18 protein-coding genes are annotated in these 14,250 nt (G+C 72.3%); 13 read left to right on the top strand and 5 right to left on the bottom strand.

What is annotated here, in order from left to right:
* Positions 1-164 precede the first annotated feature (164 nt).
* The 7 genes from ACFWPQ_RS51185 (at position 165) to ACFWPQ_RS51155 (ending at position 4,692) form a co-directional block, all read left to right on the top strand.
* Positions 165-836, top strand: coding sequence for a hypothetical protein (locus ACFWPQ_RS51185; RefSeq protein ID WP_384051956.1), 672 nt, complete (start codon positions 165-167; stop codon positions 834-836).
* A gap of 144 nt (positions 837-980) precedes the next feature.
* Positions 981-1,271, top strand: a complete 291-nt coding sequence (locus ACFWPQ_RS51180) for a hypothetical protein (RefSeq protein WP_361289154.1) — start codon at positions 981-983, stop codon at positions 1,269-1,271.
* Between the two features lie 156 nt (positions 1,272-1,427).
* Positions 1,428-1,928 (top strand): DUF5949 family protein, encoded by a 501-nt coding sequence (locus ACFWPQ_RS51175; protein WP_361289157.1) that lies wholly within the window; start codon positions 1,428-1,430, stop codon positions 1,926-1,928.
* Positions 1,928-2,512 (top strand): vitamin K epoxide reductase family protein, encoded by a 585-nt coding sequence (locus ACFWPQ_RS51170; RefSeq protein ID WP_384051954.1) that lies wholly within the window; start codon positions 1,928-1,930, stop codon positions 2,510-2,512. The genes ACFWPQ_RS51175 and ACFWPQ_RS51170 overlap by 1 nt, the downstream gene beginning before the upstream one ends.
* 186 nt (positions 2,513-2,698) lie before the next feature.
* Entirely contained in the window at positions 2,699-3,223 is a 525-nt protein-coding gene (locus tag ACFWPQ_RS51165; RefSeq protein ID WP_384051958.1) for a hypothetical protein, read from the top strand.
* A gap of 124 nt (positions 3,224-3,347) precedes the next feature.
* The gene (locus ACFWPQ_RS51160; RefSeq protein ID WP_384051952.1) at positions 3,348-3,842 is read left to right on the top strand and encodes a tyrosinase family oxidase copper chaperone; all 495 of its coding nucleotides are present in this window, start codon (positions 3,348-3,350) and stop codon (positions 3,840-3,842) included.
* A complete protein-coding gene (locus tag ACFWPQ_RS51155) occupies positions 3,826-4,692 on the top strand; it encodes a tyrosinase family protein (protein ID WP_384051950.1) in 867 nt (288 codons plus the stop codon). Before ACFWPQ_RS51160 ends, ACFWPQ_RS51155 begins: the two co-directional genes overlap by 17 nt.
* Before the next feature lie 76 nt (positions 4,693-4,768).
* Here ACFWPQ_RS51155 and ACFWPQ_RS51150 read toward each other — a convergent pair whose 3' ends face one another.
* The 4 genes from ACFWPQ_RS51150 to ACFWPQ_RS51135 form a co-directional block, all read right to left on the bottom strand.
* Positions 4,769-5,086 (bottom strand): chaplin, encoded by a 318-nt coding sequence (locus ACFWPQ_RS51150; RefSeq protein WP_384051948.1) that lies wholly within the window; start codon positions 5,084-5,086, stop codon positions 4,769-4,771.
* Positions 5,087-5,395: 309 nt separating this feature from the next.
* Positions 5,396-6,355, bottom strand: coding sequence for a D-2-hydroxyacid dehydrogenase family protein (locus ACFWPQ_RS51145; protein ID WP_384051946.1), 960 nt, complete (start codon positions 6,353-6,355; stop codon positions 5,396-5,398).
* 224 nt (positions 6,356-6,579) lie between these two features.
* Positions 6,580-7,509, bottom strand: coding sequence for an NAD-dependent epimerase/dehydratase family protein (locus ACFWPQ_RS51140; RefSeq protein ID WP_384051944.1), 930 nt, complete (start codon positions 7,507-7,509; stop codon positions 6,580-6,582).
* 27 nt (positions 7,510-7,536) lie between these two features.
* A complete protein-coding gene (locus tag ACFWPQ_RS51135; protein WP_384051942.1) occupies positions 7,537-8,493 on the bottom strand; it encodes a ScbA/BarX family gamma-butyrolactone biosynthesis protein in 957 nt (318 codons plus the stop codon).
* Positions 8,494-8,958: 465 nt separating this feature from the next.
* Between ACFWPQ_RS51135 and ACFWPQ_RS51130 the strand changes: the two genes are divergently transcribed.
* Entirely contained in the window at positions 8,959-9,756 is a 798-nt protein-coding gene (locus ACFWPQ_RS51130) for a response regulator transcription factor (protein ID WP_384051939.1), read from the top strand.
* A gap of 157 nt (positions 9,757-9,913) precedes the next feature.
* On the top strand, positions 9,914-10,522 hold the full coding sequence (locus ACFWPQ_RS51125) for a ScbR family autoregulator-binding transcription factor (RefSeq protein ID WP_350786932.1): 609 nt from the start codon (positions 9,914-9,916) through the stop codon (positions 10,520-10,522).
* 11 nt (positions 10,523-10,533) lie between these two features.
* Here ACFWPQ_RS51125 and ACFWPQ_RS51120 read toward each other — a convergent pair whose 3' ends face one another.
* Positions 10,534-11,118 (bottom strand): TetR family transcriptional regulator, encoded by a 585-nt coding sequence (locus ACFWPQ_RS51120; protein ID WP_384051937.1) that lies wholly within the window; start codon positions 11,116-11,118, stop codon positions 10,534-10,536.
* Positions 11,119-11,517: 399 nt separating this feature from the next.
* Between ACFWPQ_RS51120 and ACFWPQ_RS51115 the strand changes: the two genes are divergently transcribed.
* The 4 genes from ACFWPQ_RS51115 to ACFWPQ_RS51100 all read left to right on the top strand — a co-directional run bounded on the left by ACFWPQ_RS51115 (position 11,518) and on the right by ACFWPQ_RS51100 (position 14,219).
* Positions 11,518-12,141 (top strand): OvmZ protein, encoded by a 624-nt coding sequence (locus ACFWPQ_RS51115; protein WP_384051935.1) that lies wholly within the window; start codon positions 11,518-11,520, stop codon positions 12,139-12,141.
* 92 nt (positions 12,142-12,233) lie between these two features.
* Positions 12,234-12,437, top strand: coding sequence for a hypothetical protein (locus tag ACFWPQ_RS51110; RefSeq protein WP_384051933.1), 204 nt, complete (start codon positions 12,234-12,236; stop codon positions 12,435-12,437).
* A 367-nt stretch (positions 12,438-12,804) separates the two neighbouring features.
* On the top strand, positions 12,805-13,176 hold the full coding sequence (locus ACFWPQ_RS51105) for a dehydrogenase (protein WP_384051931.1): 372 nt from the start codon (positions 12,805-12,807) through the stop codon (positions 13,174-13,176).
* Positions 13,173-14,219 (top strand): ester cyclase, encoded by a 1,047-nt coding sequence (locus ACFWPQ_RS51100; RefSeq protein ID WP_384051929.1) that lies wholly within the window; start codon positions 13,173-13,175, stop codon positions 14,217-14,219. The genes ACFWPQ_RS51105 and ACFWPQ_RS51100 overlap by 4 nt, the downstream gene beginning before the upstream one ends.
* Positions 14,220-14,250: the final 31 nt, after the last annotated feature.

Here is a 14,250-nt window from a genome sequence, read left to right as displayed (position 1 = left end):
TTTGGGCCGGCCGCCCGCCCGCGCACCCGGCGGACGGGCGGCCGGCCTGCGTCCGTACGGGCGTTCCCCCGGACGGGCGGCGGCGCGCGGACGAGCGGTTGCGGGCCGTCACGGGTGATTTCACGGTGGGCAGCAGGATCCGACGCACACCGAAAGGAACATCCATGCGCGCTCTGCCCGCACGGCGTCTCGCGTCCACCGCGCTCTGCGCCGCCCTTCTGGCCGGGGTCACCGGTCCGGCGGCCGTGGCCGCCGACCCGGCCCGCGAGCGCACCCGTGCGATGTCGCAGGCGCCCGTCCCCGGGGCTGACGCGCTCCTCGGCCGGACCAGGTCGCTCGGCGGCCTCGCCGCCGTGCTCAAGCCGGTCACCGACCTGCTCGCCGCCGCCCTCAAGGCGGACAACGGCCAGTTGGCCCCCGACCGGGCCACCCGGCTCGCCGACGCGGCCAAGACGGCGATCGTCCAGCTCACCGCGGCGGCCCCGGCCCCCGCCCTGCCCTCGACCCCGGCGCTGCCGAGCACCCCGGCGCTGTCGGCCGCGGCCGCCGCCGCGGCGGCCGCCCAGGCCAAGGGGCTCGGCGACGCCCCCGCGGTCAAGGACCTGGCCGGGGACGCCCTGAAGGCCCTCCAGGCCGCGGTCGACAACCTGGTCAAGGCCGTCACCTCCGGCGACGCCGGCCAGGTCGCCCCGGCCGTCACCGCCGTCCTGACCGGCCTGGTCGACTACCTCGCCGCGCTCCTGCTCGGCGGCGGCCTGCCCGCTCCCGGCCTCGCCGGCCTGCCCGCGCTGCCCAGCCTCCCGGCGACCACGCCGCTGCCGCTGCCCCCGTCCTGACCGGGCCTCCCGACCGGGCCCTCCGACCGGGCCTTCTGGCCGGGCCTTTTCAGGACTTTGATCTCATATGTCTTCCGTGCGCGGGGTTTCCGGCCCGCCAGGACATCGTTAGGCACGCCGAAAGTCGCCGAAGGAAGGAACACGATGAAGTCCCTGAAGGCCGTCGCCGTCGTTGCCGGTTCCGTGGCTCTCGCCGGCGTCGCCGCGCCCGCGTTCGCCTACAACACCGCCGACCTCACCCCCACCAGCCTCAACGGCGCCGTGAACACGCTGACCAAGGGCCCCCTGGACCTGGACCAGGCGATGCCGCTGCAGCACCAGTCGAACGCGCTCGACACCGAGAACAAGAACTCCGTGCTCAGCACGGTCAAGGGTGCGGCCGGCAGCCTCAACCAGCACAACCCGCTGCTGGGCGGCCTGCCCCTGCAGGGCTGAGCGACGCCGACCGGGGATCTCCGGCGGCCGTCCGAGGGACACCGTTCGAGTGATATCGAGGGGTGTCCCTCGTTCGTGTGGCGGAGCCCCGCGGGCGTCCGCCGGTCGGGTGAGCGGACGCCCGGCCGCCCGGCGGCCCGGCGATACGGTCGCGCGGTGACCTCAACCCCAAGCGAGACCCGCCCCTTCCGCGTCGCCGACCTCGGCACCCTCGTCGTGCTGGCCTGGAGCGGCGAGGCGCCCGACGGCAGCGACATGCCGTACCTGCTGGCCTACTCCCTCGGTGACGCCGAGGGCGGCCCGGAGGCCACCTCGGCCGCGGTCGAGGCGCTGCTCGCCAACAACGGGCTGCCGGTCGGCGGCGACGTCGTCGACGGCACCGCCCGGCCGAGCCTGCCCGTCACCCTGCTCGTCGAGGCCGGCCAGGCCGTCCTCAACCTGGCCCCGCTCAACGCCCAGTGCCCCGCGCCCGCGGAGTGGCTCGCCGCGGTCGGCGCACGCGGCTACGCCTACCTGGTGTTCACCACTCGCCCGTGGCCCGAGGGCGAGCCCGGCAAGCCCGTCACCCCCGAGGCGCTGAGGGACTTCGCCGGGGCCGAGGAGACCCTGACGGCCGCCGCGCACGTCGTGCTGCCGGCCCGCAGGCTGCGCGGCTGATGGACAAGGCCGCGGGCGCCGGGCGGGGGTTCGCGCTGCTGACGGTGATCGCGGGGGCGGCCGGGCTGCTGGCCTCCTGGGTCATCACCCTGGACAAGTTCAAACTCCTGGAGAACCCGCACTTCGTGCCCGGGTGCAGTCTCAACCCGGTGGTGTCCTGCGGCAGCGTGATGAAGAGCGACCAGGCCTCGGCGTTCGGGTTCCCCAACCCGATGCTGGGCCTGGTGGCCTACGGCATCGTGATCTGCGCCGGCATGGGCCTGCTGGCCGGCGCCCGGTTCCCCGCCTGGTACTGGCTGACCTTCGACGCCGGCTGCCTGTTCGGCGTCGGCTTCGTGTCCTGGCTGCAGTTCGAGTCGCTGTACCGGATCAACGCGCTGTGCCTGTGGTGCTGCCTGGCCTGGGTCGCCACCATCCTCCTGTTCTGGTACGTCACCTCGCACGTCGTACGGCAGGGGTTCCTGCCCGCGCCGCAGTGGCTGAGCGCGTTCCTCGGCGAGTTCACCTGGGTGCTCCCGCTGCTGCACATCGGGATCGTCGGCATGCTGGTCCTGACCCGCTGGTGGGACTTCTGGACGAGCTGACCAGCCGGCTTCCGGACGAGCGGACGAGCGCACGAACCGATGAGTGACGAGCTGATGAGTGACGAACCGATGAGTGACCAGCCGACAAATGCTGCACCCGGGCGAATTGTGAACTGATGCCGTTTTCAGGCTCGTTACCCGGTACGGACGTCGCTCCCCCGCATCCTGAAAGGGCCCGTGCCTGAGATGAAGCCGACCACCCGAGGAACCCTTGCCGCCGCAGTGACGGGAATCGCGGCCGCCGTGGCAGCCGTGGGCGCCGCCGCCGTGCCCGCCGCGGCGGCCGGCACGGTCCCCGTCCCCGTGCCGTTGGACGGCGTCGAGAAGTCCCTCGGCATGGAGGCGCCCAAGCTCGGCATGGAGCTGCCGCTGCTGACGCCCGGCGCCCCCGACGGGCCGCGCTACGTCGAGGGCCGGCTGCTCCCGGACCGCGCCCTGCCCCAGCTGCCGATCAGCGGCGGACTGCCCGGCCTCGGCCTGCGTGCCCCGCTCCCGCACGTCCTCGGCGACGACTTCGACCACGTCGGCGTCGACGCCCCCGCCGGCGACCTGCGCACCCTCGCCCCCGGCCTGTCGGTGGAGGCCCCGCTCACCGCGCCCGACCCGAAGAACTTCGGCCTGCCCGGCCTGCAGCTCCCCAGGGCGGGTGTGCTCGCCCCGGTCGTCCAGACCGTCGCCGGCGGCGACCTGGGCGCCGGCCCCGGTCGGTAACTCCCCTCGCGGGACGGCCGTTTCGGCCCGCCCGTGCACCGGATGGCGGCCCGGCGGTGACCGGGCGGCCCCTCGGACGGTTACCGGTACCGACAGCGAACGGTGAACCGTACGAGGAGTGAGCATGGTCGTCGGATTCGGTGGTGTGGCGGTGGGCGCGGAGCCGGGCGCCGGGCAGCCGGACAGAGCCGGGGCGGGCAGACCGACCCGGCGCGAGGTCACACGGGGGCTGCTCGCCGCCGCGGCCGCCACGGCGCTCGCGCCGGTCGTCGCAGCCTCCCGCCCGGTCCCCTCGGCGGAGGGGCCGGTCGGCACGTCCTTCGACGAGACCTACCGGGGCCGCCGTATCCACGGGGTCCTGGTACCGACGGCGGGACGGGCCGTCGGCCAGGGCGAGTGGCAGGTCACCGTGGACGGCCGGCCGCTCCACCTGATGCGGCGGGCCGACGGCACCTGGCTCAGCATGGTCGACCACTACAGCTCGTACCCGACCCCGCTGGAGGCGGCCCGGGCGGCCGTCGACGAGATCGGGCCCGGGCAGCGGCTGCGCGACCTGGCGCCGGGGCCGATGAGCGGGGGACACCTGCACATGGGGGGAGACCATGGCGTACGTGCGTAAGGACGCCGGCCGGTTGACGGCCGACGAGCGCAAACGGCTCGTGAAGGCGTTCCTGGAGGTCAAACGGCGGGGCGAGTACGACGAGTTCGTGCGGATGCACATCGAGTACTACACCTCCGACGGCGACGACGGGCTGCGCACCGCCCACATGGCGCCCTCCTTCCTGCCCTGGCACCGCCGCTTCCTGCTGGACCTGGAGCGTGCCCTGCGCCGGGTGGACGGGTCGGTGACCGTGCCGTACTGGGACTGGACCCGGGACCGTGGAAGGTCCTCCGTCCCCTGGACGAAGGACCTGCTCGGCGGGAACGGCCGGGCCCGCGACCAGCAGGTGATGACCGGTCCGTTCGCCTACACGGGCGGGCACTGGACCATCAAGGAGGGCATCACCGACGGCAAGTTCCTCACCCGGGACCTGGGCCGGGCCCGCGACCCCATCGACCTGCCCACCCGGGCCGAACTCGACCGGGCGCTCGCCGACCCGGTGTACGACGTCCCGCCCTGGGACTCGACCGTCACCCGGGGCTTCCGCAACCGGCTGGAGGGCTGGGGGACCGGCGGTGGCAGCGCGTCCTGGCACAACCACAACCGGGTGCACCGCTGGGTCGGCGGGGCGATGCTCGGCGGCGCCTCCGTCAACGACCCGGTCTTCTGGTTCCACCACGCCTTCATCGACCTGCAGTGGGAGCGCTGGCAGGCCCGGCACCGCGGGCAGCGCTACCGGCCGGCGCGGCCGCCCGGGGTCACCGACCCGCAGCACGACCGGGTCGTCGCCCGGGGCGAGAAGCTGCCCCCGTGGGACGTCACCCCGCAGTCCCTGGAGGACGTGAGCCGGATCTACCGGTACGCCTGACCCGTCCCCGGACACCTCCCGGACACGGGAAGAGCCCCGGTGCACAGTGCGCCGGGGCTCTTCCGCGGAGGGTGACTCAGTGGCCGTAGCCGCCACCCTTGTTGTCGCCGTCCTTGTGGTCGCCGTCCTTGTGGTCGCCGTCCTTGTGGTGGCCGCCGGCGTTGACGCAGGTGTTGCCGAACGCGGGGTTCAGCAGACCAGCCAGGTCGACGGTGTTGCCGCACAGGTTGATCGGGATGTTGATCGGGACCTGGATGACGTTGCCGGACAGCACGCCGGGCGAACCGACGGCCTCGGCGTTGGCACCCGCGTCGGCCAGGGCCAGGCCGGCCCCGCCGATCACCACTGCGCCGGTGCCGAGGGCGACGGCAGCGGCCTTCGCGATGCGAGACATCACGTTCTCCTTCTTGTTGCTCGGGGAGTGCGGCGGCCGGACCAGCCACCGCACTCCCCGTTCAACGCCCCGACCTGCGGCTGGTCACGCCGATCACGGGACGATCACTCCAAGGGCCGGAGTCAGGGGGTGCCCGGCGGATCAGGTCGGCGGGGAACAACCGCGCATTGATGCCGACTCGGAGCGGGGTCTGGTGCGTGCAGCTGCAAGGCGGAGGAGGGAGTCGACGCGGAGCGTCGGCGAGTGACGACAACGCGGCAGATGTGCGTGCCAGACCCCGCGTCGCCGACATGATCCGCCGGGCACCCCCTAGGGCAGCTGTCGTACCGGGGCACCGGCCAGGAAGGCCCGGATGTTCTCCACGGCCTGGCCGTAGTACGTCGTGAAGTTGGCGTAGGAGACGTAGCCGAGGTGCGGGGTGGCCAGCAGGCGGGGGGCGGTGCGCAGGGGGTGGTCGGCCGGGAGCGGCTCCACGTCGAAGACGTCGACGCCGGCCCCCGCGATCCGGCCCTCGTGCAGCGCGGCGAGCAGCGCGCCCTGGTCGACGATCGCCGCGCGGGAGGTGTTGACGAGGTAGGCGGTGGGCTTGAGGAGGGCGAGCTCGGCGGCGCCCAGCAGACCCCGGGTGCGGTCGCCGAGCGCCAGGTGGACCGAGACGAAGTCGCTGGTGGCGAGCAGGTCCTCCTTGCTCGGCGCGAGGCCGACGCCGACCTCCTCCGCACGCTCCTTCGTGAGGTTCTGGCTCCAGGCGCTCACCCGCATCCCGAAGGCGAGCCCGACCTGCGCGACCCTGCTGCCGATCTTCCCGAGCCCGAGCAGCCCGAGCCGGCGCCCGTGCAGATCGGCACCGACGGTGGACTGCCAGGGCCCACCGGCCCGCAGCGCCGTGCTCTCCTGGACCAGCCCCCGGGCCAGCCCCAGCAGCAGCGCCCAGGTCAGCTCGACCGGCGGGGCCGAGGAACTCTCCGTACCGCACACCGTGATCCCGAGCGCCTCGGCGGCCGCGTAGTCGATGACGCTGTTCCGCATCCCGGAGGCGACGAGCAGCCGCAGCCGCGGCAGCCGCCGAAGAAGCGCCCCGGGAAAGGCGACGCGCTCGCGCAGGGTGACGACGATGTCGAAGTCGGAGAGGGCGGCCGCGAGTTCGTCCTCGCCGCCCAGATGGTCCCGCAGGGAGACGACCTCGACCTGCCCGGAGAGGGCGGCCCAGTCCCCGAACTCCCCGCCCACCCCTTGAAAGTCGTCGATCAGAGCACAACGAAGACGCATTGCGTCACAGTACCGGCCGCCTTGGCGCCCCGTTTTTTAGGGGCGCGGGAGGCGCGGGGAACTGCGCGACAAGCCCCCACCCACCCGCACCCGCCCGACAACCCGCCCCCTCACCCCCGTAGGCGCACAACAAAAGGCCGCCCCTGATCAGGGCGGCGGCAAAAGGGTCCGGTGGGTGGGGCCACCGGACCCGGTACCGGGCGCAGCGGGTGCCGGGCGGAGATTCAGTTCGTCACGAGCGTCGAGCGATACCACTGTTCGGCACGGCCGAACCACGTGGCGAAGCCACCCCCCGGACACTGACCGAGATCCGCCCAGAGGGCGTCGGACTCGAAGAAGTGGTCCGTCGTGAGGATGTCGAGCGTGGCCGGCGGTACCCCCTTGGCCGCGAGGATCGCCTTGGCCCCCTCGACGGTGAGGTTGTCACGCGGCCAGGTGATCCCCGCACAGTCGGCGACCGCCCGCAGCGCGCTGCCGACGGTGACCGGCGTCGGATCCGCGGCGTGGTACACCCGCGAGGACAGGACGCCGTCCGGGGCCAGCGCCGTGGCGACCAGCAGCCGTGCCAGGTCCGGCGCCCCGATCACCGACGCCAGCGACAGCCAGTCGGCCACCACCCCCGGCAGGGCCCGCAGCAGCCGTGCCAGGTTCGGGCCGACCCACGTGTCTCCCGCTCCGAAGACCAGATGGGGCCTGATCACCACACCGCCGGCCGCCAGGACCGTGTCCTCCGCCGCCGCGCGGGTGCGGGAGGTGACGGAGACCGGATTGCGGGTGAGTTCCTCGGGCCGGTCGCCGCGGAAGGTGCCGCGGCCGTACACCGAGGCCGTGCTGAGCTGGACGATCCGGCGCACTCCGGCCCGCTGCGCCTCGGCGACCAGCGCCGCCGTGCCGCGCGCGTTGACCGCCTCGTTGGCCGTGGCGCTGCCGCCGATCTGCGCCGCGCAGTGCAGGAGTACGTCGACGCCGTCGCACACCCCGCGCAGCGAGCCGGGGTCGGTGAGGTCGGCGTACACGGTCCGCGCTCCGGAGCAGGACCGGGGCAGGGACCGGTGGTGGCTCATGAGTCTGAGGTCGGCCCGCCGGCGCTGCGCCTCGCGCGTCACGTGGGTGCCGACGAACCCGGACGCGCCGGTGATGAGAAGAATGGGCACGGGGACTCTCCCGGGGTGCGGTCGGGGTCAGCGGAGACGGGGCCGCAGGACGAGTTCGGCGGTGAAGACGGTCTCCTGCCGCTGGCTGCCGCACACCCGTACCAGCAGGTCGCCGGTGCTGCCGTACGGCTCGGGTTCGGCCGTGATCCAGCAGGGCGCGTCCAGTTCGGCGTACCGCGTGAACTCGCTGCGCATGCCGAGCAGCAGGGCGCAGGGTGCCCCGGTGCGGGCGTGCGCGGCCTGCCGGGCGGCCTCCAGGAGGAACATGCCGGGTATGTGGTCGACCGGGTGGTCGAAGTAGGTCGGGTGCGCGGTGTCGACCCGCAGTTCCCATCTGTCGTACGTGCCGGGTACCGGCTCGCACAGGACGACGTGCCGGGTGCCGGCGTGGCCCACGGCCGCCGGGTCGAGGGCCGGCGGCGGGGTGCGGTCGGTGGTGGTGGGGCGCTCTCCGCGCATCCTGCGGTACACCTCCGGGCTCATGCAGCGGAACGCGGCCGAGGCGGTGGCGCGGGCCCCGTTCTCGCGCACCACGGTGACGTCGTAGCGCATCTCCCGCAGCCGGCCGCCGCGGCGGACGACGTCCCGGCAGACCGTGTGCATCTCGACGTCGGTGGGGACCGCGTCCGTGACCAGCAGGTCCGGTTCGGCGGTCACGGACATGTCAGACATGAGGAACTGGTGGCCGAACGGGACGTCGAACTCGGCGTGTGCGAGCAGGGATCCGATCTGGCGGACGGACTCGATCAGCAGCATCGGGTCCTGGTAGCCCGCGTCGGGCGCGAACAGCGCGTGACTGCGCGGCCATTGGGCCCGGACGACGAAGCCGTCGAAGCCGTCGGCGCCCGGGGACTCGTCGCGCTCCCAGCCGGTGAGCAGGACTTCGGAGACCGCCGCGCGGTGGACGTACTCACGCGGCACAGTGGTGGTCAGTCCGGGAAGCAGGGGCTTCGGGGCGATGGCCCGGTCGGTGAGGTGCGGCATCTGCAGCGCTCCTGTGTCGGTGTGACGGAAAGGAGGGGGCAACAGGCCGTACGTCGGCTGTCACCCCCCGTGGCCGACGTTCTGCACCACAAGATACAGACAGGTCGGTCCGGTTTTGCAAGGGGCGAGGCGATTTCTTGGGCGAGTCGGGGTGACCTGGAGGCTTGCCATCGATGTCAGCTGACCGTTTTGCCGGTAATGCAACCGCGAAACGTGCAAGGTTGTATGGTTCGCTGAAGGTGCATGGTCCTTGGTCAAGTCTTTCCGTGGGGCGACTTAACGGAGTATCGCCTCCCACTTGTCCGGTATTCCGACGAAATTGCAGCTCACGGTAGGGGTGGCGAGAGGTGGCCTCGACGCCGCGCCACCCGACCTTGGCAGTTGACAATCAGACAAGTCTGTTTGGTACGGTCGGGTGGTGAACCCGCAGTCCGAGATGACGTGGATGTGCCTCAGGGGGAGCAGATGAACCGCCAGTACGCGGACCTCGTGGCGCCGTCGCCGCGGCGCCACCGCTCGCACGGCCCGCTCGTCCCGGCCGGTCACCCGGCCCGCCCGGCCCCCGCCCACGGCGCGCCCCGGGCGGGAGCGCTGAACGTCCTGGTCGTCGAGAACGACCCGCGGGCCGCCGACACCCTCCGGCAGGGCCTGGTCCGGCACGGCTATGCCACGCACGGTGCCACCACCGGCGCCCAGGCGCTGCGCGGCCACCGCGAGGCCGACCTGGTACTGCTCGACCTGGACCTGCCCGACCTCGACGGGCTCGAGGTGTGCCGGGGCATCCGGGCGGTCAGCGACCTGCCGATCATCGCCGTCACCGCGCGCGGCTCGGAACTCGACTGCGTGCTCTGCCTGCAGGCGGGGTCCGACGACTACCTCGTCAAGCCGTACGGGTTCCGGGAGTTGCTGGCCCGGATGGAGGCGGTGCTGCGCCGGGTGCGGGTGCAGCCGGCGGCCGGGCCGGCCGCCGGCCGGGTGGTCGCCCACGGGCCGCTGCGCATCGACCCGGGCGCCCGCGCGGCCACCCTCGACGGCCGGCCGCTCGACCTGACCCGCAAGGAGTTCGACCTCCTCCACCTGCTGGCCTCGCAGCCCGGCACGGTGGTCCCGCGCCGCCAGATCATGGCCCAGGTGTGGGAGGACGCGTGGTCGCCGCGCGGCCGCACGGTCGACACCCACGTGGGCACCCTGCGCGGCAAACTGGGCTCCAGTGCCTGGATCGTCACGGTCCGGGGGGTCGGATTCCGGATCGGCGGTCCCTAGGCCCCTGGCGCGTTCTCCGAGGTCACGCCCGGTTCCGGGGCCCGGCCCCGGAACCGCTTTCTGACAACTCCCGCCGCGGTACTGACCGTAGGCCCTCCATGCGGCTTACGATACAGACCAGTCTGTTGAATTCGGTGGGAGAACGTAAGGATCTGGCATGGCTCAGCAGGAACGCGGCAAGCGATCACGGCGGTCGATCCTGGAGGCGGCGGCCCAGGTCTTCGACGAGCGCGGCTACGACGCCGCGAGCACCAACGAGATCCTGGCCCGCACCGGGCTCACCCGGGGGTCCCTCTATCACCACTTCCCCTCCAAGGAAGCCATCGCGCTGGCCCTGGTGCAGGCCCACGCCGAGGCCCTCGAAGTGCCCGAGCGACCGGTCCGGCTGCAGTCGGTGATCGACCTGACCCTGGAGTTCGCCCGGCGCCTCCAGCACGACGCGGTGTTGCGCGCGAGCGTGCGGCTGACCACGGAGCAGACGTCGTTCGACTGCCCGCCGCAGACCACCTACGAGCAGTCCATGGACACCATTCTGACGCTGCTCCAGGAAGCCGAGAAGCGGGACGAGATCCTGCCGGGGGTGGACGTGCGCGAGGTCACCTCGCTCATCGTCGGCTCCTTCACCGGCCTGCAGATCATGTCCCAGGCCTACACGGGCCGCGCCGACCTGCCCGAACGCACCAGTGTCTTCTGGAAGTTCCTGCTGCCCGGCCTCGCCACACCGGGCCTGGTCGGGCGGCTGCGCACGACGCCGCCCGAGGAGTGACCGGCCCTCGCTCAGATCCTGCGCTCGCCGCCCCGGCCCGGCGGCCGGTCCCGGTCGAACAGCGGACGCAGCAGCCGCCACAGGCGCTGGGTGATCTCGCCGTCCCACCAGCCCGGGTCGGAGTGCCCCAGGGTCTCGATGCCCGCGGCCATCACCACGGTCAGGTCCGCGAGGTCCCCGGCCGGCTCCTCGGCCCCCTGCTGCGCCTCCGCGACCCGCTCGTGGACCGCGGCCAGCAGGTCGTCGCGCAGCCGGGGCGGTTCGGCCGAACCGTCCGCGGCCAGCTGCATGCCCGCCCGGACGACCTTCTCGGTGCGCATGGCCTCGCCGAGCGCGAACAGGAAGCGTTCGGGCGCGTCCGCCACCGGGCCCGCGAAGGCCTCCTCGGTCAGCGCCTCCACCCGCTGCCTCGCCTCCTCGTACACGGCGGCGGTCAGGGCGGTGGTGGAGGAGAAGTGGTGGTAGAGCGCCCCCCGGCTGACCCCGGCCCGGCGGCAGATGTTGACCAGGCCCGCGTCGGAGAGCCGGCCGTCGGCGATGAGCTCGGCGGTGGCGTGGACGAGAGCCTGACGCGTCTGCTCGGATCGCGCCTGCATCAGGTCGCACCTGCCTTCCCTGCCAACAGTGTGCCCGGTACATGCACTGCCTGCGGGCACCGGTGCCAATGGTGGAAAGAATCATACAACCATGCCTGTTTCATGGGAGGACCCCGGTGGGGGTCTACCTCCTCGTGATCTACACAGGATCTCAACTTCCCAGGTTGTAGGGGTGGTTGTCTGGAAACATGCGCGACGAGCGAACGTTCGGGTTGATCCTCAATCAGACAGGTCTGTTTGTAACAGTGCTCAAATCCGGCCACTTGACACAGGTTTGACACTCCGCTGACAGAGCTGCGGAGGATTGTGGGAACCCTGAACCGCCGTGCGTTGAAGCGCCCGGCGGCCCCCGTGAGACTGGACGCAGTTCCACACGGACCGAGGATTCGGGGGATCCGAATGGAAGAGCCGGAGCGACTCACGGACGACCACGTCGGCCGCGACTGCGGCAGGCGCTGCGGCCGGATCTGCGTCCGCTGCCTGGACCGGATGGACGGCGGCCTGCGCACCCTGCTCGACCTGTACCGGGAGAGCGACCAGGCGCTGGCGCCCGGGGCGCCGGTACTGCGGGAGCGGGTGAGCGGCAGCCGCGCCACCGTCGGCATCGTGCTCGACGAACGGGCGCTGGCCCTGCGGACCCGGGCGAGCGAGGTGATGGCGCTGTGGGCGCGGCTCGTCGTGGACGAGCGCACCGGCGCCCGGCCCGCAGGGCGCGGGGTGGACGCGCTGGTCGGGTTCCTGCGCGGGCAGCTGTCCTGGTTCGCCGGGCACCCGGCGGGCGCCGACCTCGACGAGGAACTCACCGAACTGCTCGCCGACTTCCGCCACCTGCTCGGCCCGGGCCCGGTGCGCCGGTTCGCCCTCGGCCCGTGCACCAGGCCGGAGTGCGCCGGGACGCTCCACGGCGTCCTGCCGGCGGACGGCGGCGACCGGGTGCCGGACCAGGTCACCTGCGACGCCGGCCACGCGCTGCCGCCGCGCCAGTGGCTGCTGGTCGCGAGCCGGATACGGGAGGCGGCCTGATGTGGACCGGCGAGCGGGACGGGCGGGACGAGCGGGGCGAGCGGGATGAGCGGGACGAGGGGGACGCGGGGAGAGGGAGGGAGGCGACCGGCATGACCGAGCCGAGTCGGCCGACGCCGAAGTCGAAGCCGCGCACGGTCCCGACGGAGCTGGCGGCCCTTGCGATGGGCGTCACCCAGGCGACCATCCGGAAATGGGCGAGCCGCGGCAAACTCACCCGGCACGGCGGCCCACGGCGCGCCGAGTACGACCTCGACGAACTCTTCGCACTGGCCCGCAGGGGCGAGACCGAATAAGCGGCGCGAGACCCTGTAACCGGAGTGAATTCGAGTAACTCTGCGCCGCCGCACGGAATTTACCGACCACCACCCGCAAGAAACCGGATCCGTGCGGGGATCCGGTGCGAAGCAGCCCCCGCGGCCCACCCCCCTGCCGCGGGGGTTGCTTTGGTTGACTGACAATCAACTCACTTTAGCAAAAGGAAAGTTGACGCATCCGAACAGGGGTGTCACACTCATTCCGGCGCCCCCATGCCCTGACGGCGGCGGCGCTTCTCCCGGGCTTCTGCATTCGAGCCCGTGGCACCCTTCTCGAAATCCGTGTCCCCATCGGGGGCGCGGATTTTTTGTTTTCCCTCCGCCCCGACTTGAGGAAGTGTGGTCCATGCCTGTTTCCACCTGGACACCCGTCGGCCAATGGACGGGTACGGTCACCCACGACGGCGAGGTGGACGAGTACACCGTCGCCTTCGCCCCGGACGGCTCGCTCTCGGTCACCACGCGCAAGAGCACCGGAACCGGCGCCTGGACCGTCACCGGCGAGGACTTGCTGGAGTTCTCCCTGCGCGAGGACTTCAACCTCGACGTCACCCAGATCAGCCCCAACGGCCACCGGGCCGCGTACATCCAGATCGACATCACCGCGCGGCACGACGGCGACGCGCTCACCGGCGAGGGCAAGGCCGTCGTGCACGGCCCCGACGGCGTCGTGATCTACGCGACGGACGCCCGGACCGAAGCGCGCCGGGTGTCATGACGGCCGAACTCGCCCGGCTCACCGATGTGCTGAGCCTGCGGGACCTCGCCGGGCGCTACCTGGCCGGCCTCGACGAGGGCGGCTTCGACGAGACCTGGGCGAGGTCCCTGTTCACCGAGGACGTCGAGATGACGTTCCCGGTGGGCAGCCACCGGGGCCTCGCCGGGGTGGCCGGCTTCACCACCGAGATCATGGCGCGCTGGGGCCGCACCCACCACCACGGCTCGGAGACCCAGGTCGACGTCGACGGCGACCTGGCCGAGCTGAGCTGGAGCCTCATCGCCTCCCACGTGCACCACGGCTCGCCGCTGCCGCCGGACCCCACCCAGTACTTCCAGCTCGGCGGCCGGTTCACCGGCACGGCCCGGCGCACCCCCGACGGCTGGCGCTTCGACCGGCTGCGGCTGCGGATCGTGTGGACCACCGGTGCCGTGCCCAGGGGAGTGACCCAGGTCGACCGACAGACCCTCGACACCCGGGGCAACACCCCTGCCTCAGCGCCCACTTCAGCAGCCGCTTCAGCAGCCGCTTCAGCAGCAACTTCAGCAGCAACTTCAGCAGAGGAGAACGCACCCATGCCGACCACGCTCACCGCCGACCAGCAGAAGGAACTGATCGAGAAGGTCTTCCACGAGGGCCTCGACCTGGGCGACCTGTCGGCCGCCGACCGCTACCTGACCGCCGACTTCCGCAACCACGGCAGCCACGACGACTCCATGCGCGGCCCGGAGGCGTTCAAGCACACCATCAGGATCCAGCAGTCCGCGTTCAGCGACATCAAGTACGAGATCCTCGACTTCATAGCGATGGGCGACAAGGCCGCCATCCGCTGGGTCATGCACGGCCGCCACACCGGCCCGTTCATCGGCATCCAGCCGACCGGGCTGCAGGTGCAGCACCAGGCGATCATCTGGTTCCGCTTCGAGGGCGACCGGATCGCCGAACGCTGGGGCATCGTCGACAACTTCGCCCTGCAGAAGTTCCTCCAGTCCGGCGGCAAGCCGGTCGGCCCGCTGACTCCGGCGGGCAAGCCCGCGGCCTGAGCCGCGCCCGGCCGTGCGGCCCGGCCCCCGC

The sequence above is a fragment of the Streptomyces sp. NPDC058464 genome (assembly GCF_042721035.1).
In the GTDB taxonomy this organism is placed as follows: Bacteria; Actinomycetota; Actinomycetes; order Streptomycetales; family Streptomycetaceae; genus Streptomyces.
The sequence above is the reverse complement of the archived record's forward strand: the minus strand, read 5'-3'. Positions and strand labels throughout refer to the sequence as shown.